At 66.8% G+C, this 20675-nt stretch carries 14 protein-coding genes and 1 pseudogene; 2 read left to right on the top strand and 13 right to left on the bottom strand.

All coding sequences use genetic code 11. The features are described from left to right. Positions 1 to 55: 55 nt before the first annotated feature. From HQN78_RS20235 to HQN78_RS20225, 3 genes and pseudogenes are all read right to left on the bottom strand, one after another. Positions 56 to 409, bottom strand: a pseudogene (locus HQN78_RS20235) (M20/M25/M40 family metallo-hydrolase); the annotation flags it as partial. Further along, entirely contained in the window at positions 406 to 915 is a 510-nt protein-coding gene (locus HQN78_RS20230; RefSeq protein ID WP_235085840.1) for an amidohydrolase, read from the bottom strand. The pseudogene HQN78_RS20235 and the gene HQN78_RS20230, both read right to left, overlap by 4 nt. A gap of 14 nt (positions 916 to 929) precedes the next feature. Then, entirely contained in the window at positions 930 to 1145 is a 216-nt protein-coding gene (locus HQN78_RS20225; RefSeq protein WP_235085838.1) for a hypothetical protein, read from the bottom strand. A 162-nt stretch (positions 1146 to 1307) separates the two neighbouring features. On the opposite strand from HQN78_RS20225, the gene HQN78_RS20220 reads away from it, so the two are divergent. After that, complete coding sequence (locus HQN78_RS20220; RefSeq protein WP_235085836.1) at positions 1308 to 2255, top strand: LysR substrate-binding domain-containing protein; 948 nt, start codon at positions 1308 to 1310, stop codon at positions 2253 to 2255. 43 nt (positions 2256 to 2298) lie between these two features. Here the strand turns inward: HQN78_RS20220 and HQN78_RS20215 are convergent, their stop codons facing one another. The 10 genes from HQN78_RS20215 to HQN78_RS20170 all read right to left on the bottom strand — a co-directional run bounded on the left by HQN78_RS20215 (position 2299) and on the right by HQN78_RS20170 (position 19225). Continuing rightward, positions 2299 to 6120 (bottom strand): translocation/assembly module TamB domain-containing protein, encoded by a 3822-nt coding sequence (locus HQN78_RS20215; protein WP_235085833.1) that lies wholly within the window; start codon positions 6118 to 6120, stop codon positions 2299 to 2301. Positions 6121 to 6133: 13 nt separating this feature from the next. Continuing rightward, complete coding sequence (locus tag HQN78_RS20210) at positions 6134 to 7876, bottom strand: autotransporter assembly complex family protein (RefSeq protein WP_235085830.1); 1743 nt, start codon at positions 7874 to 7876, stop codon at positions 6134 to 6136. A 318-nt stretch (positions 7877 to 8194) separates the two neighbouring features. Next, positions 8195 to 9991, bottom strand: coding sequence for a dihydrolipoyl dehydrogenase (lpdA, locus tag HQN78_RS20205; protein WP_107801037.1), 1797 nt, complete (start codon positions 9989 to 9991; stop codon positions 8195 to 8197). A gap of 114 nt (positions 9992 to 10105) precedes the next feature. Next, a complete protein-coding gene (gene aceF, locus HQN78_RS20200) occupies positions 10106 to 11737 on the bottom strand; it encodes a dihydrolipoyllysine-residue acetyltransferase (RefSeq protein WP_235085828.1) in 1632 nt (543 codons plus the stop codon). Positions 11738 to 11857: 120 nt separating this feature from the next. Further along, positions 11858 to 14521, bottom strand: a complete 2664-nt coding sequence (gene aceE / locus HQN78_RS20195) for a pyruvate dehydrogenase (acetyl-transferring), homodimeric type (RefSeq protein WP_235085826.1) — start codon at positions 14519 to 14521, stop codon at positions 11858 to 11860. Positions 14522 to 14833: 312 nt separating this feature from the next. Next, a complete protein-coding gene (locus tag HQN78_RS20190; RefSeq protein WP_235085823.1) occupies positions 14834 to 16270 on the bottom strand; it encodes a M48 family metalloprotease in 1437 nt (478 codons plus the stop codon). A gap of 57 nt (positions 16271 to 16327) precedes the next feature. Then, complete coding sequence (locus HQN78_RS20185; protein ID WP_235085821.1) at positions 16328 to 18052, bottom strand: SulP family inorganic anion transporter; 1725 nt, start codon at positions 18050 to 18052, stop codon at positions 16328 to 16330. Next, positions 18049 to 18477: a DUF6691 family protein gene (locus tag HQN78_RS20180; protein ID WP_227105642.1), complete on the bottom strand. Its 429-nt coding sequence runs from the start codon at positions 18475 to 18477 to the stop codon at positions 18049 to 18051. The genes HQN78_RS20185 and HQN78_RS20180 overlap by 4 nt, the downstream gene beginning before the upstream one ends. Before the next feature lie 2 nt (positions 18478 to 18479). After that, on the bottom strand, positions 18480 to 18911 hold the full coding sequence (locus HQN78_RS20175) for a YeeE/YedE family protein (RefSeq protein WP_235085819.1): 432 nt from the start codon (positions 18909 to 18911) through the stop codon (positions 18480 to 18482). Then, positions 18911 to 19225, bottom strand: a complete 315-nt coding sequence (locus HQN78_RS20170; RefSeq protein ID WP_043589439.1) for a helix-turn-helix transcriptional regulator — start codon at positions 19223 to 19225, stop codon at positions 18911 to 18913. The genes HQN78_RS20175 and HQN78_RS20170 overlap by 1 nt, the downstream gene beginning before the upstream one ends. A gap of 160 nt (positions 19226 to 19385) precedes the next feature. On the opposite strand from HQN78_RS20170, the gene HQN78_RS20165 reads away from it, so the two are divergent. Then, positions 19386 to 20423, top strand: a complete 1038-nt coding sequence (locus tag HQN78_RS20165) for a DUF2804 domain-containing protein (protein ID WP_235085816.1) — start codon at positions 19386 to 19388, stop codon at positions 20421 to 20423. The last annotated feature ends 252 nt before the right edge of the window (positions 20424 to 20675 follow it).

Below are 20675 nucleotides of genomic sequence, written 5' to 3'. Positions count from 1 at the left end.
CCAGCTTGACCCAGTAGCTGGCGCCCACCGGCAAGGCCTGGTCGTTGAAGTCGTAGCCGGGGTTGTGCACCATGCAGCCGCCCTCGCCGTCGCCATTGCCTATGATCAGATAACAGCCCGGCACCCGCTCCAGCCAGAAGGCGAAATCCTCGCTGCCGGTCAGCGGCGGCATCTCCGCCACCACCCCACCCTCGCCCAGCCAGTCCACGGCCACCTGCCGCGCCAGCGCGGTGGCCGCCGCGTCGTTGACCAGCACCGGATAACCGTCCTGGTAATCCACCTCGGCGCGCGCGCCGAAGCCGGCGGCCTGGGCCGCGGCCAGCGCCTCGATGCGTTGCCGCAGCAAGGCCCGCACCTCGGGCCGCAGCGCACGTATGCTCAGCCGCATTTCCGCGCTCTCCGGAATCACATTGGGGGCCTCACCGGCCAGGATAGCCCCACCGTCACCACCGCCATGTCCAGCGGCGACACATTGCGCGCCACCACGCTTTGTAGCGCCATCACCAGGGACGCGGCCACCACCACCGGGTCCACCGCCTTGTCCGGCACCGCGCCGTGGCCGCCGGTGGCGCGGATGCGGATCACCGCGGTGTCGGCGGAAGCCATGAAGGGGCCGGGCCGGAAGCCCAACTGGCCCACCGGGAAACCCGGCATATTGTGCATGGCGAAGATGGCGTCGCAGGGGAAGAGCCGGAACAGGCCGTCGTCCAGCATGCGCTTGGCGCCGCCCTTGCCCTCTTCCGCCGGCTGGAAAATCAGATGCACGGTGCCGCTGAAGCTGTCGCGCCGCGCCAGCTCGCAAGCCGCCGCCAACAGCATCGCGGTATGGCCGTCGTGGCCGCAGGCGTGCATTTTTCCCTCCACGCGGCTGGCCCAGGGCAGGCCGGTGGTTTCCTGGATGGGCAGCGCGTCCATGTCGGCGCGCAGGCCTATGCTCGGCCCGCGCCGCGGCGCAGGGTGCCGACCACGCCGGTCACGCCCAGTCCTTCGTGGATCTCGTAGCCCCAGTCGCGCAGGCAGCGGATCACATGGCGGCGGGTCTCCACCTCCTCGAAGCCCAGTTCGGGGTGGGCGTGGATATCGTGGCGCAGCGCGATCATCGCCGGGGCGATATCGCGGATGCCGGGCAGAATGGGGGCGTTCATGGCGTCGTCTCCTTGGTGTCTATCACGCTCTTGTCGCACACTGTCGTGGCGACGACGGACGCGGCGCCGCGACTGCGATCCCAGACTAGCGGCAATAGTTAATAGGTGAATAGCCGCAGAACGGTGATCGAGAACACTTCTGGTTGTCGGCTTGGAGGAGAGATGAAACTGCAGCAACTGCAAGCGCTGATCGCGCTGGCCGACGGCGGCGGCATTCGCGCCGCCGCCCGCATGTTGGACCTGTCGCAGGCGGCGGTCAGCAAAACGCTGCGCGAACTGGAGGAAGAACAGCGGCTGCCCCTGCTGCAAAGGCACGCCAGCGGCGCGCGGCTGACCGAGGCGGGCCGGGCCTTGCTGATCCACGCGCGCCAAGTGGCGATGCAGCTGGAGCGCGCTCATGACGAATTAGAGGCGCTGCGCGGCCAGCGCGACGCCAGGCTGTGCATAGGCGTCACGCCTTGGCTGGTGCCCACGCTATTGCCCGAGGTGGTGTTGCGCTTTCGCCAACGGCTGCCGGCGATCCGGCTGGAATTGTTCGAAGGCCTGCTGGCGGTGGCGCTGCCGCGGCTGCGCGACGGCCAGATGGATTTCGCCATCAGCCCGCTGTTCGACCCGCTGGCTCAGGAATTCCATTGCCAGCCGCTGTTCAGCCACGGCGGCCGGGTGTTCGCCCGCAACGGCCATCCGGCGCTGCGCGCGCAGTCCTTGTCCGAGCTGCTGGAGCAGGATTGGGTGGTCAATTACAGCCCCTCCAGCTATCGCCACGTGCTGGACCGGCTGTTCACCCGCCACGGCCTGGCGATCGCGCCGGAACGGCTGATCTGCGCGCAATCCATGGCGCTGCTGGCCGGCCTGGTCCAGGCCGGCATGCTCAGCTACGGGCCGGAGCCCTTGCTGCTGTGCCCGGAATTCGCCGGCAAGACCCAGGCCTTGTCGCTGCGGGAAGACATGGAGGATATCGTCATCGGCGTAATCAGCCTGCAGGGGCAGGCCCACGGCTACGCCGCCCGCTGCTTCATCGACTGCCTGCGGCAGACGCTGCGCCAGCGCATGCGCTCGGCCCGGCCGGAGGACCGGGCCTTGGCGCGGATGCTGACGCTGCGGTTTTAGAGGCCGTTCTAAGCCTGCGCGCTTCGGCGACGCCGCGTCGCGCTCAATCGAAGCGCAAGGTGTAGCGCGACTCCACCGAGGCGTCGGTGCCGGCCCGCAACACCACCGACCAGCCCCTGCTCAGCTGATACGCCAGCTTCACCGCCTGGTTCGCGCTGGTCACGCCGTACTCGTAGCCCAGATACAGTTCGCGGGTCAGCTGGCGGCCCACCGTCACCACCTGCTCCGCCGGGCTCACCGTGCCGTTGGCCAAGGTCTTTTCCTTGCGGCTGGACACGCCCAGATCGTCGAACAGGCCGATCTGATCGTTGAGCGAGCCGGCCAGCATCATGCCGGCGGAGGCCGCCAGATCGTTGTCGTCGCGCTCGCCGCTGGCCGCCCGGCCCAAGACCAGCCAGGCCAGCTTGTCCTTTTCCGACATCGGCTCGTCGGCGATCAGCCGCACCTTGGGCACCGACACCGAACCGCTGACTTCCACCCCGGCGCCCACCGGCGACAGCCGGCGCTTGGCGCGCACATTGAGCAGGGGGTTGTCCAAGGGGCCGTTGAAGGTGATGGCGCCGTACTCGATGTCCAGATCCTGGCCATAGGCCTTGTAACGCCCTTTGACCACCCGCACCTGGCCCTTGGCGCCCGGCGCTTCGCCCGGATTGGCGCTGACGCGCACCGAGCCGGTCAGATCCACGTTCAGGCCCTGGCCGGAGAAGCGGAAGTGGTCGCCCAGGTCCAGATCCAGCGCCACCGTCAGCGGCATGCTGGCGAAGGCCGACGGCTCCGGCCCCGGCCGGCCCTTGACCATCACATCGTCGCCCAGGCTGGGCGCGCCAAACTTGGGCAGGCCGATACGGCCCTGGTCGGCGCGGATATGGCCGGTCAGCGACAGTTTGCCGGCCACCATCGCCAGCTCCGTGCGGCCGGACACCACCAGGCGGCGGTTGGGCCGGTCGAACACGCCGAACTTGCGCAATTCCACCGCCACCCGCGCGTCCGGGGTGTCGCCGCTGAGATCCAGCGCGCCGCTGGCCGCCACCTCGCCTTCGCCGCCGGCGAAGCGCAAACGGTCCAGCACCAGCTTGCGGCCGTCCAGCCGCGCCAGCAGGCTGCCGTCGCCCAGGCGGATGCCGGTGCGGCGGTCGGCCAGCAATAATTTGTCGCCGCGTATCGTCCCTTGGGCCATAGGCTGGCTCAAGGCGCCGGTCAAAGCTAGATTGGCGCTGATCTGGCCGCCCAGCTCCAGCGAAGGACCGGCGAAGCTGGCCAGCGTCGCCAGCGAAGGCACGCTGGCGCTGACCGTGGCGTTGAGCGGGGTCTTGGCGTCGATGGCGCCGCCGTTCCACGGCACCGAACCCTTGCCTTGCGCTTGGACGTAGCGGCTGTCCAGATTCAGGTCGAACAGCGCGCGCCCGCCGTCCAGCGTCAGGGTGACGGCGGCGGTCTTCAGACCCAAGGCCACGTCCTTGCCCTTGTCGCCCGGCAGCTGCACGTCGCCGCCGGCGCGGCGCAGCGTGAACTGGCCCTTGGCGTTGGCCGCCAGATTCAGGTTCCAGTCGGAATCGAAGCTCAGATCCTGCTTCACCGGCAGGCTGAGCAAGGGCCCCAGCTCCGCCAGCCGCAGGCCGCGCGCGGAGCCGCGGGTGCTGAGCGCGCCGTTGGCGCCGCGGTTGAGTTCGGCCAGGGTGATGCTGCCGCCCAAGGCCGACAGCCGGGCGTTGCCCACCTTGATCTGCTCGCCCAGCTCCAACGCCACCGGCGCCAGCAGGCTAAGGCCGGGACGGCCGCTCAACTCCAGCTTGCTCAGGGTGCCGGCCCAGGGCCCGGCCTCGCCGCGCAGACCGCCGCTGGCCGCCAATTGCAGCGCGTAAGGGTGGTCGGCCAGGCGGAAACGGCCGTCCAGTTGCAGGCCGTGGCGCGCGCGCGTGCCGTTGGCGCTGGCGCGCAGCTGCTCGGCGCGGAAACCGCCGGCTTGCAGCGCGGCCACGTCCAGCTTGAGTTGGAACGGGCTGTTCTGGTCGGCCTTGACGTTGCCGCTGAATTGCATGCTCTGCACGGCGATATTGCCCGGCAGCTTCAGACGGTCGGCTTGCAGATTGGCGCTGATCAACGGCGCCTTGGGCGTGCCCGCCAACTCGCCCTGGCCCTTGACCACGCCGGAGAAACCGGGGCCGATCAGGCCAAGATTGGGCGCGTCGATCAAGAGTTTGAGCTTGTCGCCGGCGGCGCCGTAAGCGCCGTTGGCCTGCAGCCGGTTCTGCGCCAGCTTCAGATCGGCGCTGAGCGACTTCAAGCGTTCGCCCTGCAGCTGCAGATCGGCCCCGCCGCTGAGCGGCGCGCCGGACAGCTTGCTGGGCGCGAATTGCAGCTTGGCCGCCACGCTCAGCGGGCTGGCCAGCTGGCCCTTGGCCTGCAAGCTGGCGTTGAGGTCGCCGCTGGGCAGGCCCGGCTTGAGTTTGGACGGGTCGGCGCGATTGAGCTTGCCGTTGAAATCAAACAGCTGCTTGCCGTCCAGGCCCAGTTGACCGGCCAGCGCCAGGGTGCCGACGCCGGCGGTCAACTCCGCCTGCCGGATCAGCAGCGCTGGATGCGGCGCCGTCGCGAAACCGACATCGGCCTTGGCTTGCAGGGTTTTGCCCTTGAGTTGGACGAGGATGTTCGGCCCGCTCAAGGGGCCGTCCAGCGTTACCCGGCCGTCCAGGCTGTCGTCCGGCGCGTCCGCGTGCAATTGCCTCAGGCCCAGCTTGGAGACATCCAGCGCCAGCTTGAGCCTATCCGGCCGCAGCTGGCCGGCCAGGCCGATTTCGCCGCCGGCGATCCGGGCGCGGGTATTGAACAGCTCCAGCGCCTTGTCGTCGGCGCGGAACTCGCCGGCCAGCAAGGACAGCGGCAGCCGCTGCTCGGACAAGGGGCCGGCCAGCTCATTGAGCAGAGTCAGGCCGCCCTTGACGCGCTGGCCGGCGTCCGGCTCGGCGAACACCGCCAGGCTGAGCTTGGCGCGCGGCCATTCCGGCAGGATGGCCTGCGGATTGATACCGGCCATACGCGCGTCCAGCCGGGTGAAACTGTTGAAGGGATTGCTGGCGAAGGGCAGCAGGCCGCCCTTGACGTCGGCCACCAGGTCTTTGCCGGACAACTCGCCGTCAAAGCTCAGGTGCAACAGATCGCCGCCCAGCGCCAGCCGCGCCTGATAGGGAATCTTGTCCAGCTCGCCGTCGGCGCTGAGCTTGCCCTGCAGCGCGAAGGGCTTGGCGTCGGCCAATTGCAGCGCCGCCGCGGCCTCGCCCCAGGGCGAGCCCAGGCGCTTGAGCTTGAGATCGTGGCGCCGGCCGTCGTAGACGTAGCCGGCTTCCAGGCCGTAGAGCCGCAGCTTGGCCGGTTCCAGCGTCACGCTGGCCACGCTCAGCCGGTCCAGGCGGACGCCCAGGGGCAAGGCCAGCGATTCCGGCGCGCCGCTGGATGGGGCGGCCGGCGTCGGCTTGACCGCCACCTTGACGTGGCCCACCGCCAATTGCCTCACCCACAATTGGCGCTGCCACAAGGCGCTCGGCCGCCAGTCCAGCTGCACGGACTCGATGTCCACGTCGCTGCCGGCGCTGCGCACGCGCACCTCGCTCAGTTTGAAGCCGTCCCACAGCGTGCCTTCGGCTTGCTTGACGCTGACGGCGTTGCCGCTGAGGCCGCCCAGCGACTGCATCAGCCAGGCGAAGCCGGCGCGGCTGCCGGTCAGCCAGGCGCTGGCGGCCAGCAAGAGCGCGATCAGCAACAAAGGCAGCCACAGCAGCCAGCGCCAGCGGCGGCGCTTGGGCTTGGCCGGCGGCGGCGGCGGCGGCGGCGCGGTGTCGGGAGTTTGGGGAGTGTCGGTTTCGCTCATGAATGCATTCGGGTCAGAAAGCCAGGCCCAGGCTGAGGTTCCAGCGGATCTTGCCGTCGCGCTCCGCCTTGGCGAAGTCGAAGGCCAGCGGAGCCACCGGGCTCATCCAGCGCACGCCGACGCCGTTGGCGCGCTCCACTTGGAAGCCTTTCCAGCTCTGGCTGGCGTTGCCGGCGTCGGTGAACAGCGCCAGATACCAGTCCGGCTTGATCGGGATTTGGTACTCCAGGCTGCCGGTGGCCACCACGCGGCCGCCCAGCACCGAGCCGTTGGGGCCCGGCAGGCCCAGGCTCTGGTAATCGTAGCCGCGCACGCTGTTGGCGCCGCCGGCGCGGAACAGGATGGAGGACGGCACCGCGTCCTTGTCGTTGGCCCATACCTGGCCCAGTTCCAGCCGGCCGACGAAGGTGCCGTACTTGGGAAACGGCGACCAGTATCCGACGGTGCGGGCGTAGCCGCGCACATAGGAGGTGGAGGACAGGGCGCTGCCGACGGTGCCGGAGAGCTGGAAGTCCAGCAAAACGCCGGAGCGCGGCCGCATCAAATCGTCCACCGCGCGCTGGGTCCAACCGTAGACCAGCTGCAAGGCGCGGGTGTCCTTATTGGACACGCCGCCGGCCTCTTCGCTTTCCAGCAGGTATTGCAGGCCGAGACGGGCCTCGATATTGCCGCGGGTGCGGGTGCGCCAGCCGCCCACGTCGCTGCTGCGGGTTTTCAGGCCCTGCACGTCGTCGGTCTTGAAAGCGCTGGTGATGGAATGGGAATAGCCGTCGGACTGGCGCGGAAAGCCCAGGCCCAGCGACAGCGATTGCTGGTTTTTCTTCCAGTTGGTCACCAAGGAGCCGGTGTAGCCGCGGCGGAAAATATTGTAATGGTCGTAGCCGACGCGCAGGCCGGGACCGTCGCCGGAGTCGTAGATCAAACCCAACTCCAGCTTCTGGCGCGGCATCTCGGTAACGTCCACCTCCACCGGCACCCGATGGGTGTCAGGGTCGATATGGGCCATGTCGGGGCTGACCACCACATTGGAGAAATGCGGCGCCTGCTCCAGCGCCGACTGGTAATCGAAGATCTTCTGCAGCCGGTAGGCGGTGCCGGGGGAGAAATCGGCCAGACCGGTGGCGATCTTCTCCGGATAACGCTTCATGCCTTTGACGGTGATCTCGCCGAACAGGATCACCGGCCCGCTGTCGATGTCCACCAGCAATTGCGCACGACGGGTGGCCGGATCGATTTCCGCCGCGCTCTTGCTGATCTGCGCCTTGGGAAAGCGATCGGCGGTGATGAGCCGCATCACCGCGCGCTTGCTGCCGTCCCAATCGGACTGCCGGTAAGGCGCGCCCATGGGCAGCGACCAGGCCTCCAGCACCGCGGCGAAGCGTTGCTGGAAGTCGCCTTCGTCGCGTATCGGCCCGTTGAGGCGGATGACCACGTCGTCTATCAGCGTGGGCTCGCCGGGCTTGACCTCGATCACGTACTGCCGGGCGCTTTCTTCGCGCACATTGACGCGCGCGTCGAAATAACCCTCGGTCTCCAGCAGCTTGCGCGCGTCCTCCGGGGTGCTGCGCACCAACTCGGTCAACAGCGTCTCGTCCATTTCTTCTTCCAGACGGCTGGTGACCAATTCCAGATTGTCTTGCAGCAAGCCGGCCAGGCCGGAAGGCGCGTCGACGCGCACGCTGTAATCGAGCTTGGCCCAGACGGGCGTCGCCGACAGCAATAAGATCAATGAAATAAGCAGGCGGGAGCTTGGCATGGTCCGATTCGTTTGGTGTCGAGGCCATGGTAACGAAACTTGCGGCGGCTGGCGAGAAGCGGCGGGGCGGCTTCAAAATCGCGGGAACAGACCGGCGTTTTCTTAAACCAAAAGCTTAATTTATATTCAACCGTAATTCAGATTCACACGCGACAGCCATACGTTTTCCTCATGGCGGCCGCTCACGCGCGCCGATTACGGGCGCAGGGCGGTGTGACAGGCGAAATCGGCAATAGTTTTGCCGCCCCGTCATTTAAGACGATGCGCATAAAAAAGGGCGGACCCGAAAGTCCGCCCCTCATCCTTGCCGCGCCGCGCTTACTTCTTGCGCTGCGGCGGCAAATCGGTGCAAGTGCCGTGCGCCACTTCCGCCGCCATGCCGATGGACTCGCCCATGGTCGGGTGCGGGTGGATGGTCTTGCCGATGTCGGTGGCGTCGCAGCCCATTTCGATGGCCAGGCAGACTTCGCCTATCATGTCGCCCGCGTGCGGGCCGACAATGCCGCCGCCGATGATCTGGTGGCTTTCGGCGTCGAAGATCAGCTTGGTGAAGCCTTCGTCGCGGCCGTTGGCGATGGCGCGGCCGGAGGCGGCCCACGGGAACACGCCCTTCTCGATCTTCAGGCCCTGTTTCTTGGCCTCGTCCTCGGTGACGCCGACCCAAGCCACTTCCGGATCGGTGTAAGCCACGCCCGGAATCACGCGCGCGTCGAAGTAGGACTTCTGGCCGGCGCAGTTTTCCGCCGCCACATGGCCTTCATGCACGCCCTTGTGCGCCAGCATCGGCTGGCCGACGATGTCGCCGATGGCGAAGATGTGCGGCACATTGGTGCGCTGCTGCTTGTCCACCGGGATGAAGCCGCGGTCGGTCACCGCGATGCCGGCGTTCTCGGCGCCCAGCAGCTTGCCGTTGGGCGCGCGGCCGGTGGCGTACAGCACCAGATCGTAGCGCTGCGGCTCTTTCGGCGCTTGATCGCCCTCGAAAGTCACCCACACGCCGTCGTCCTTGGGCTCCACGGCCACGGTCTTGGTGTTGAGCATGATGTTGTCGAAACGGTGGGCGTTCCACTTCTGCCACACTTTGACCAGGTCGCGATCCGCGCCCTGCATCAGGCCGTCCATCATTTCCACCACGTCCAGGCGCGCGCCCAGCGTGGAGTAGACGGTGCCCATTTCCAGGCCGATGATGCCGCCGCCGATGATCAGCATACGGTTGGCCACGCCCTTCAGCTCCAGCGCGCCGGTGGAATCCACCACGCGCGGATCGTCCGGGATGAAGGGCAGCTTCACCACGCGGGAACCGGCGGCGATGATGGCGTTCTTGAATTTGACGATCTTCTTCTCGCCGCTCTCTTCGCGTCCCTTGCCGGTAGTGGCGGACACTTCGATATGATGCGGATCGATGAAATGGCCGTTGCCGCGCACGACTTCCACCTTGCGCGCCTTGGCCATGCCGGCGAGGCCGCCGGTCAGCTTGGCGATTACTTTTTCCTTGTAACCGCGCAGCATGTCGATGTCCACTTCCGGCTTGCCGAACTTGATGCCGTTGGCGGCCAGATGGCTGACTTCGTCGATCACCGCCGCATTGTGCAGCAGCGCCTTGGACGGGATGCAGCCCACGTTCAGGCAGACGCCGCCCAGGGTGGCGTAGCGCTCGACGATGACCACTTTCAGGCCCAGGTCGGCCGCGCGGAAGGCGGCGGAATAACCGCCGGGACCGCCGCCCAACACCATCACGTCGCACTCGATGTCGGCGCCGCCGCTATGGCTGGCGGCCACCGGAGCGGCTTGCGGCGCGAAACCCGCCTGGGTGGTGGCGGAAGCGACGCCGGTGGTTTCCACCGGTTTGGGCGCGGCCGGAGCCGCGGCGGCGCCGGCGGCTTCAACGATCACGATCACATCGCCTTCGGACACTTTGCCGCCGACGGCGATCTTGACTTCTTTTACCACGCCGGCGGTTTCCGCCGGCACTTCCATCGTGGCCTTGTCGGTTTCCAGCGTGATCAGGCTGGCTTCTTTCTCGATCACGTCGCCCGGCTTGACGAAGACTTCGATCACGTCCACGTTGTTGTGGCCGCCGATGTCCGGGACTTTCAGTTCAATCAGATTGCTCATGGTTTTCCATCCGCAACGTAAGGCGGAAGCCCGGGGGCCCCCGCCGCTATTCAGCAGAGTCGTTCGCTTGGGCGGCGCGCTCCGGCCAGGCCGGGGCGTCCGCCCGGCTGGCGATTACAGAATCAGGCGGCGCACATCGGACAGCAGTTTGCCCAGATGCACGGTGAAGCGCGCGGCAGCGGCGCCGTCGATCACGCGGTGATCGAAGGACAGCGACAGCGGGCACATCAGGCGCGGCGCGAATTCCTTGCCGTTCCACACCGGCTTGATCTGCGATTTGCAGACGCCAAGGATGGCCACTTCCGGCGCGTTGACGATGGGCGTGAAGCTGGTGCCGCCAATGCCGCCCAGGCTGGAGATGGTGAAGGTGGCGCCCTGCATGTCGGTGGGCTTGAGCTTGCCTTCGCGCGCCAGCTTGGACAGATCGGTCAGTTCCTGGGCGATCTGGCGCAGGCCCTTCTTGTCCGCGTCCTTGATCACCGGCACCACCAGGCCGTTAGGCGTGTCGGCGGCGAAGCCGATGTGGTAGTACTGCTTCAGCACCAGATTGTCGCCGTCCAGCGAGCTGTTGAAGTTCGGGAAAGCTTTCAGCGCCTCGGCGGCGGCCTTGATGATGAAGGCCAGCGGGCTGATCTTCAGGCCGGACTTTTCCCATTCCTTGCCCACGGTCTTGCGGAAGTCTTCCAGCTCGGTGATGTCGCACTCGTCGTTGAAGGTTACGTGCGGGATCATCACCCAGTTGCGCGACAGATTGGCGCCGGAAATCTTCTGGATGCGGGACAGCGGCTTGGTTTCGATCGGGCCGAACTTGGCGAAATCGACTTTCGGCCACGGCAGCAGATCCAGACCGCCGCCGGAGGAGGCCGCGGCGGCCGGGGCCAGCGCCGCCGGGTTCTGCATCACGCCCTTGACGAAGGCTTTGACGTCTTCTTCGGTAATGCGGCCCTTGCGGCCGTTGCCCTTGACCTTGCCCAGGTCCACGCCCAGTTCGCGCGCCAGACGGCGCACCGACGGACCGGCGTGGGCTTTGGAGAAGGAGGCTTCGTCGATGGCGACGGCGGCCTTGGCAGGAGCGGCGGCGGGCGCGGCGGCCACCGGGGCCGGAGCAGCCGAGGCGGCGGCAGGAGCCGGGGCGGCGACAGCTGCGGCTGCCGGAGCGGCGGCGGCAACGGCACCTTCGACCACCACGATCAGATCGCCTTCGCTGACCTTGTCGCCCACTTTCACTTTGACTTCCACCACGCGGCCGGCGGCGGAGGCCGGCACTTCCATGGTGGCCTTGTCGGTTTCCAGCGTGATCAGGCTGTCGTCGACGGCGATCTCATCGCCGACCTTGACGGTCACTTCGATCACGTCGACGCCGTTATGGCCGCCGATGTCCGGCACGCGGATTTCGCTGCGGCCGGAAGCCGCCGGCGCGGCAGGCGCGGCGGCGGGAGCGGCTGCAACCGGAGCCGGAGCCGCGGCCGGGGCGGCGGCGGCCGGGGCCGGCGCGGACGCTGCGGCGCCCACTTCCAGGATGGCGATCACGTCGCCTTCGGAGATCTTGCCGCCGACGACGGCTTTGACTTCCTTGATCACGCCCGCGGTTTCCGCCGGCACTTCCATGGTGGCCTTGTCGGTTTCCAGCGTGATCAGGGAATCGTCCACGGACACGGTCTGGCCCGGGACGATGAATACTTCGATGATGTCTACATTGCTGTGACCGCCGATGTCGGGCACTTTCAATTCGATCAGATTGCTCATGAGCTTTCCATTCGTAAGGCGGAAGCCCCTGTCGGGGCTTGCCGCCGGATATCCGCTACAGATTCGCTTGCCATGCAAAGGCGGAAGACCCCGGCCTGAACCGGGGCTTCCGCTCTGCGATTACACCTTCCAGCTAGGCAGCTTGTCGGTCTTGATGCCGTACTTGGCGATCGCCTCGGCCACCTTGGACGCTTCGATCTTGCCGTCGCGCGCCAGTGCGGACAAGGCCGCCAGCGCCACGTGGTAGCGATCCACCTCGAAGAAGGAACGCAGGTTGGCGCGGCTGTCGGAACGGCCGAAGCCGTCGGTGCCCAGCACCACGTAACGGCCCGGAACGTATTCGCGGATCTGGTCGGCGTAGTTGCGGATGTAGTCGGTCGCGGCCACCACCGGACCCTGACGGCCGGACAACTGCTGGGCCACGTAGGAGGCCCGCGCTTCGGCGGTCGGGTTCAGCAGGTTGTGACGCTCGGCTTCCATGCCGTCGCGGCGCAGCTGGTTGAAGGAGGTCACGCTCCAGATATCGGCGCCGATGCCGAAGTCGGCCTTCAGCAGATCGGCCGCGGCCATCACTTCGCGCAGAATGGTGCCGGAGCCCATCAGCTGCACTTTCACCTGGGCGTCGCCGCCGTCCTGCAGCAGATACATGCCTTTCAGGATGCCCTCTTCCGCGCCCGCCGGCATGGCCGGGTGAACGTAGTTTTCGTTCATCAGGGTCAGGTAGTAGAAGACGTCTTCCTGCTCCGCGTACATGCGGCGCAGACCGTCCTGCACGATCACCGCCAGTTCGTAAGCGAAGGTCGGGTCGTAGCTGATGCAGTTCGGGATCAGGCCGGCCTGGATGTGGCTGTGGCCGTCTTCGTGCTGCAGGCCTTCGCCGTTCAGCGTGGTGCGGCCGGCGGTGCCGCCCAGCAGGAAGCCGCGGGCGCGCATGTCGCCGGCGGCCCAGGCCAGGTCGCCGATGCGCTGGAAGCCGAACATCGAGTAGTAGATGTAGAACGGAATCATCTGCTGGCTGCTGTTGGCGTAGCTGGTCGCCGCGGCGATCCAGTCGGCCATCGCGCCCGGCTCGTTGATGCCCTCCTGCAGGATCTGGCCGTCCTTGGATTCCTTGTAGAACATCAGCTGGTCATGATCCTGCGGCACGTAGTTCTGACCCTGGGTGGACCAGATGCCGTACTGGCGGAACATGCCTTCCATGCCGAAGGTGCGGGACTCGTCCGGCACGATGGGCACTACGCGCTGGCCGATGTTCTTGTCCTTCATGATGGTGCCCAGCATGCGGACGAAGGCCATGGTGGTGGAGAACTCGCGGTCGCCGGACGCTTGCAGCTGCGCGTCGAATACGGACAGTTCCGGCGTTTGCAGCGCGGTGGTCACCGGCTTGCGGGCCGGCAGATAGCCGCCCAGCGCGGCGCGGCGTTCGCGCATGTACTTCATTTCCGGGCTGTCTTCGGCCGGCAGGTAGTACGGCACGTTCGCCAGGTCCTCGTCGGACACCGGAATGCCGAAGCGGTCGCGGAATTTGCGCAGCGAATCCAGATCCATTTTCTTGGCCTGGTGCGCGATGTTCTTGGCTTCGCCGGACGCGCCCATGCCGTAACCCTTGATGGTCTTGGCCAGGATCACGGTCGGACGGCCGTTGGCGCTGTTGGACGCCTCGTGGTAGGCGGCGTACACCTTGTGCGGGTCATGGCCGCCGCGGTTCAGCGCCCAGATCTCGTCGTCGGACATATTGGCGACCATTTCGCGCAGCTCCGGGTACTTGCCGAAGAAGTGTTCGCGAACGTAAGCGCCGTCCTTGGATTTGAAGGTCTGGTAGTCGCCGTCCACGCACTCGTCCATGCGCTTCTTCAACAGGCCCTTGCTGTCCATCGCCAGCAGCGGGTCCCAACGCGAGCCCCAGATCACTTTCAGCACGTTCCAGCCGGAACCGCGGAAGTCGCCTTCCAGTTCCTGAATGATCTTGCCGTTGCCGCGCACCGGGCCGTCCAGACGCTGCAGGTTGCAGTTGACCACGAAGATCAGGTTGTCCAGGCCTTCGCGGGCGGCCATGGAGATGGCGCCCAGGGATTCCGGCTCGTCCATCTCGCCGTCGCCGCAGAAACACCAGACTTTGCGGCCGTGGGTCTTGGCCAGACCGCGGCTTTCCAGGTACTTGAGGAAGCGGGCTTGGTAGATGGCCATCAAGGGGCCCAGGCCCATCGACACGGTCGGGAACTGCCAGAAGTCCTTCATCAGCCACGGGTGCGGGTAGGAGGACAGACCGTTGCCGTCCACTTCCTGGCGGAAGCTGTCCAGCTGCTCGGCGGACAGGCGGCCTTCCATGAAGGCGCGCGCGTACACGCCTGGGGAAATGTGGCCTTGGAAGTAGATCAGATCGCCGTCTTGCTCATCGTTCTGGGCGCGCCAGAAGTGGTTGAAGCCCACGTCGTACAGGGTGGCGGAGGATTGGAAGGAGGCGATGTGGCCGCCCAGCTCCAGATCCTTCTTGCCGGCGCGCAGCACCAAAGCGGCGGCGTTCCAGCGGTTGATCGAGCGGATACGATGCTCCATCTCGTGGTTGCCCGGCGACTTGACTTCTTTGCCGAGCGGAATGCTGTTCTGGTATGCGGTGGTGGCGTCAAACGGCAGATGGGCGCCGCGGCGGCGGGTGCGCTCGACCAGTTTCTCCAACAGGTAATGCGCGCGTTCCGGGCCTTCGGCATCCAGCACCGACTCCAGCGCTTCAGTCCATTCCTGGGTTTCCAACGGATCGATATCGTCAGGGAAAGTTGCAGCCATCTCTGGTCCTCACAGCAAGGTGGATCGGGGGCCGTATGTAGCACTGCGCGGCCCCGCGTTATTGCAATCGGCTCGAATTCGAACCTATTTATTAGCTTCAGATTATAAACGAACGCAATCGCAAATAAAAATGTTCATTTGCGAAAAGAGCGCCGTATCTTGAGCAAGTGTACGTCTTCCGGCTTTCACAAAGGAATAGGTCAAGCGTACTAACGCTTGTTTCGGGGCGGAAAACAGCGGTTATTGCGCCGCACCATGTTGTTTTTTTGCGATTTACTGTCGCAAATTGAAACATTCGTTTCAGTTGCGCGCTTACTTCTTTCTCTCGTCCCGGACGAGCCGGTCCAGTTCGCGGATGCGCGCTTCGATTGAGGAGCGCAGGTAGAAATCGTCGCCCTTGGCCTTGCCGGCCAGTTGGAACTGCTCCATCGCCGGCTGGTAGCGCTGTTCATGATAGAAGGCGTTGCCCAAGGCCGCGTGGTAACGCAGCGGGTCGCGGTCGGCGTACAAGCTGGCCTGGCGCCGATACAGGCCCGGATTGTCCGGATGGCGGTTCAGCTGGGTCTTGATCAGGGCCAGCGCGCCCTGGCTGTCGCCGCTGGCGATAGCGACGTCGATGTCCAGCAACTGCAGCGACAGGCTCTGCGGAAAACGGGCCAGCCCGGCGCGCGCCGCGTTGCGGGCGGCCGGCCAGTCCTTGCGTTCGCGCTCTATCGCCACGTCCAGGCCCCGCAGCATCGGGTGATCCGGCAGCTTGGTCCGCGCCTTGGCCAGCGCCTGGCGCGCGCCGGCGATATCGCGCTGACGCAGCTTGACCTGGGCCAGACCATACCACTGCGCGCCCTCGTTCAGGTACAGGCCGCGGTCCAGCGCCGCCTCGTAATAGCGCTCCCCTTCGTCCGGCGTCAGCGTCGAGGCGCGCAGTTTCTCGCGCACCAGCAGGTAATCGACGCTGTCGGCGCGCATCTTCACCGGGTAGTCCAGCGCGCGGTTTTCCGCTTCGCTGATGCGCTCCAGCGTCACCGGGTGGGTGCGCAGGAAGGCCAGCGCCGCGTTGTCGCTGTAACGCTCGTTCAGCTGCAGCCGCTGAAAGAAAGCCGGCATGCTGCGCACGTCGAAGCCGGCCTGGCTCATGTATTGCATGCCGACGCGGTCGGCTTCACGTTCGAAATCGCGCGAAAACGCCAGTTGATTGGAAATCGACAGCCCCATGCCGGCGGACACCACCCCCATCGCGCCCTGGCCGCTGCCGGCCTTGGCCGCCAGCGCGGCGGCGATGATGGTGCCCAACAACAGCAAGGGGCTGGTGGCGCTGCTGGCCGCCTTCATCCGCGCGATGTGGCGCTGGGCGACGTGGGCGGTTTCATGCCCCAGCACCGAGGCGAGCTCGCCTTCGCTCTGGGTCGCCAGCAGCAGTCCGATATTGATGCCGATATAGCCGCCGGGCATGGCGAAGGCGTTGATGCCATTGTCGTTGACGCAGAAATAGGTGAAACCGACGCCGGGCAGCTTGACGCCGCTGGAGAGCCGGCCGCCGATATCGTTGAGGTAATCGTTGACCTCCTGATCGTCGACGATGTCTCCCGCCTCCAGCATGGCGCGCCAGGCCTGGCGGCCGATGCGGTTTTCATCCGCCAGCGTCAGCGAGGCGTCCGACACCTCGCCCAGATCGGGCAAATCGGCATAGCTGACGGACGGGTGCAACAAGCTCAGCGCCAGCACGCCGGCCAGCAGGGTCTGTTTGGTCATCCGGCTATGATAGCCAGGTTCGCCCACAAGTTGCATGAGGCGGCGCAACATCAACTGTCAAAGAGTATGAGCTTCCCCGCCGTCCCGCCGCGGCGCGGTCAGCGCCTCCCACGCCGCTTGCGCGCTCAAGTGCACGCGGCCGTTGAAATCGGCCAGCAGGCCGCCGCCCTCCATCCGCTGCGCCACCGGCCCCTTGATCTCGGCCAGGTGCAGCGTCACGCCGCGCGCCGCCAGCTCCGCGTCCAGCCGCGCCAGCATCAGCAAGGCGCTGGTATCCACGCGATTGACCGCGCTCATGATCAGCACCAATCGCGTGCTTCCGGCCTGGGCGGCCAGCCGGCGCAGCGTCTCGCCGCGCACTTGGCGGGCGTTGCCGAAGAACAGGCTTTCGTCCACGCGCAGAAACAGCGCGCCGGGCAGGCGCTCCACCGCGAAACGCAGCCGATTGCGGAAATGATGACTGCCCGGCAGCCGGCCCAGTTCGGCGATATGCGGCCGGCTGCTGCGCCACAGCATGGCCGCCAGCGACATCAGCACGCCGGCGACGATGCCGGAGTCCACCCCCAGCCACAGCACCAGAACAAAGGTCAGCCCGAACGCCGCCGCATCGGCGCGATCGACGCGCCAGGCCAGGCGCAGGCTGTCGAAACGTATCATGGCGCTGACCGAGGCGATGATCATCGCCGCCAATACCGATAGCGGCAGCAAGGCCAGCGCCGCGGCGGCGAAACCGGCCAGCAGCATGAGGCCCAGGGCGGCGATCACCGAGGCCAGTTGAGTCTGGGCCCCGGCCTCGGCGTTGACCATGGAGCGGGTCAGCCCGCCGGTGACCGGGAAGCCGCCGGACAGGCCGGCGCCGATATTGCACAGGCCCAGCGCCAACAGCTCCCGGTCCGGATCTACCTCGTCGCCGCGGCGCTGCGCCAGCGCCTGAGCCACCGCCAGGCTCTGCACGTAATTGATCAGCGCGATGAAAAAAGCCGGCAGCGCCAGCTGCGACCACTGCTCCAGGCTCAGCCCCGGCCAGGTCGGTGCCGGCAGGCCCGGCGGGATCTCGCCCACCACCGGTAAGGCGGAGCGCAAATCCAGGCCGGCCACCAGCCCCATGCCAAGCAGCACCGCCAATAGCGGCGCCAGCCGCAGCCATAATTGCCGCGCCGGCGCGCTCAGGCCGCAGCGGCGCAGCAGCAGTTCGCCCAGCCAACGCGCCAGCAGCAGCAAGGCCAAGGCCGGAGCGCCGAGCAAGAGCGCGGTGGAATTGAACCCTTCGGCCGCTTGCCACAGCCCGGCCAGCAGCTGCGGCAAGGACGCGCCACCGGCCTGCACGCCCAGCAAGGGCGCCAGCTGCGACAACACGATCAGCAAGGCCGACGCCGAAGTGAAGGCCGCCAGCACCGGTTCGGACAAGAGATCGGCGACGAAGCCCAGCCTCAGCAGGCCCAGCGCCGCCAGCATCGCGCCGGACAACAGCGCCAGGCCGATGGCCAGCGCCAGATAATCTCCCGAACCCGGCTCGGCCAGCCGCGACAGCGTGGCCGCCACCAATAAGGAAGTCATCGCCATCGGTCCCACCGACTGCGCGTGGCTGCGGCCGGCCAGCGCGTAAATCAGCAAGGGCGCGATGCTGGCGTACAAACCCGCCTGCGCCGGCAAGCCGGCCACCAGCGCGTAAGCCAGCCCTTGCGGCGCCAACAGCAGGGTCACCACCAGGCCCGCGCCCAGATCGCCCGGCAAGTAGGCGCGCCGGTAGCCGCGCAGCCAGGCAGGCAGCCAGAGCCTCATCCGCGCCGCTCCAGTCGTCCGGCCAGCCACAGGCCGGCCGCCATCGCAGGCAGGAAGGACGCGCTCTGCGGCGACAACATGCCGCCCAGCAACAAGGCCGGCCCCGGACAGATGCCGGCCAGGCCCCAGCCAATGCCGAACAAGAGGCTGCCGCCTATCAGCCGGCGCGTCAGCGGCGTCTTGGCCGGCCAAGACGCCGGCTCGCCCAAGAACGCGCGCGGGCGGCGCTCGGCCAGACGGAAGGCCGGCCAGGCCGCGACGACGGCGCCGGCCATCACCAACGCCAGGCTGGGGTCCCAAGCGCCGCCCAGATCCAGAAAGGCCAGCACCTTGGCCGGATTGGCCATGCCGGACAACAACAGCCCCAGGCCGAACAACAGACCCGCGCCCGCCATCGACAATAAGCGCTTCCACTCCGCCGCCATCTTCACGCCCCCCAATGTCTGAACACGGCCACCACCGCGAAGCCGGCGAACATAAAGGCCGCCGTCGCCGCCAAGGAGCGCGGCGACATGCGCGCCAGCCCGCAAACGCCGTGGCCGCTGGTGCAGCCGGAGCCCAGGCCCGCGCCGAGGCCCACCAGCAAGCCGGCGGCCAGCAAGCGCAAGCCGCCGGCCTCGATCTTGACGACGGGCAATTCGCCCGCCGCCAGCCACCACAGCGCCGGCGCGGCCGTCAGGCCCAGAAGAAAGGCCAAGCGCGCACGCCAGTCCGCCCGCCGCCCCAACAGGCCGGCCACCATGCCGCTGATGCCGGCGACGCGGCCGTGCGACAGAGCCAGCCAGCCAGCCGCCGCGCCTATCAGCACCCCGCCCGACAGGGCGGACCACGGCGTGAACGCCGCCCAATCCACGGCCATCACGCCGCCCCTGCCGGCTGGTCGGCGCAGAACAGCGCGTGCAAGGCGTTCAGCAAGGCCAGGGCGTCGGCGCTGGCCACGCTGTAATACACCCATTTGCCTTCGCGCCGCGTCGCCACCAGGCCCTCATTGCGCAATACGCCCAACTGCTGCGACAAGGAGGGTTGACGGATGCCGGTCAGACGCTCCAGCTCCGACACCGATTTCTCGCCGTCCACCAGCTGGCACAGCAGCAGCAGCCTGTCCTCGTTGGCCAGGCCCTTCAACAATAAGGCGGCGCGGCCGGCATTGGCGCGCAGCATGTTCAAATCCATATTTCGTTCTCCCGCCGCCGCGATCCGGCGTCGCAAACATTATGTTTTATAATATAATGTAAATCAACTAACTGTTACCGCCGCGCCACACTGTCCGCCCGTCGCCACATGGCCTATCAGTCACCATCGCACCGGGAAAAACTGTTGTAGACTCAAGGCCATGAACCTATTTCCAGCCGCGGCGCCGGCCCGGCCCAGCACCGCCATGGCCTCCACCCTCCTCCCGCCCGCCCCCAGGCAACTGGTGCACGAGCGCGGCATTCCCGCCTTCGGCGTGTACCAGGGCATCATCGAGCGGCTGGACTGGCGCGCGCTGAAAACCACGCCTTACCAAAGGCTGACGCGCCGGCTGCATCACAAGCGCTGGCAATACGCGGCCATCGCCCACCCGGCCTTTTTCATCGGCGTCGCCATCGTCGACGTCGGCTGGACCGGCACCGCCTTCGCCTATCTGTTCGACCGCAAGAGCGGCGAAGTCATCGCCGCCGCCAGCGCCAACGGCCTGCCCGGCCTGTCCACGCGAATCGAAGACCGCGCCTTCGGCGACGCCGCCTTCCAGGCCGGCCGCTGCCGGCTGAGCTTCCGCCGCGACGGCGAGCGGCTGGAACTGGCGGTGGACTCGCCGCAGTTGAAACTGGCCGCGCACATTCAATTGACGGACATGCCGCCGGTGCTGGCGGTGATCGCGCCGGCCAACTGGCTGGCCCACTCCACCCATAAAAGCGGCGGCCTCAGGATCAGCGGCTTCGCCGACTGCCAGGACCGGCGCTACTCGCTGGACGGCGCGGTGGCGGCGCTCGACTATTCCAACGGCCTGCTGGCGCGGGAAACCCGCTGGCGCTGGGCCAGCGCGCATTCGCTGGAACTGGGCTTCAATCTGCAGCAAGGCTATATGGGCGACACCGAGAACGCCGCCTGGCTGCGCGGCAAACTGATCCGGCTGGGGCCGGTGCGCTTCGACTACCAGCCGGAGGATCCGCTGCTGGGCTGGCGCATGCGCAGCGACAACGGCTTGCTGGACCTGAGCTTCGCCCCGGAGGGGGCGCGCCGCGAAGACAAGAATCTGCTGATCGCCGCCAGCCGCTATGTGCAGCCTATCGGCCGCTTCAACGGCCATATCCGCGACCCGGACAACGGCGCCGTCCATGTGGTCGACGACTTGCTCGGCGTGACCGAGGACCATCTGTCGCGTTGGTGAGCGTAGCCCGCTCGATGCGGCGCGCCAGCGCCCATTCGCCGCCATTGTCTGGAGTTCATCGAAATTCCCTGCTGTAGTCAGGGAAATCCCTGGTTTGCGAAAACACAAGACCGGCCGGAACAACAGTGGTAGGATGCGCCCGCAACCGAGTATTTTCTCTAAACGACCCAACGCAGCGTCAGAGCCTGTCCATGATCCTTTTGCGTCTCCGCGCCAGAACGCTCATGAACAGACTCTCAGTAGGAGATTGCC

Source organism: Chromobacterium sp. Beijing (assembly GCF_021496765.1).
Lineage (GTDB): Bacteria > Pseudomonadota > Gammaproteobacteria > Burkholderiales > Chromobacteriaceae > Chromobacterium.
The sequence above is the reverse complement of the archived record's forward strand: the minus strand, read 5'-3'. Positions and strand labels throughout refer to the sequence as shown.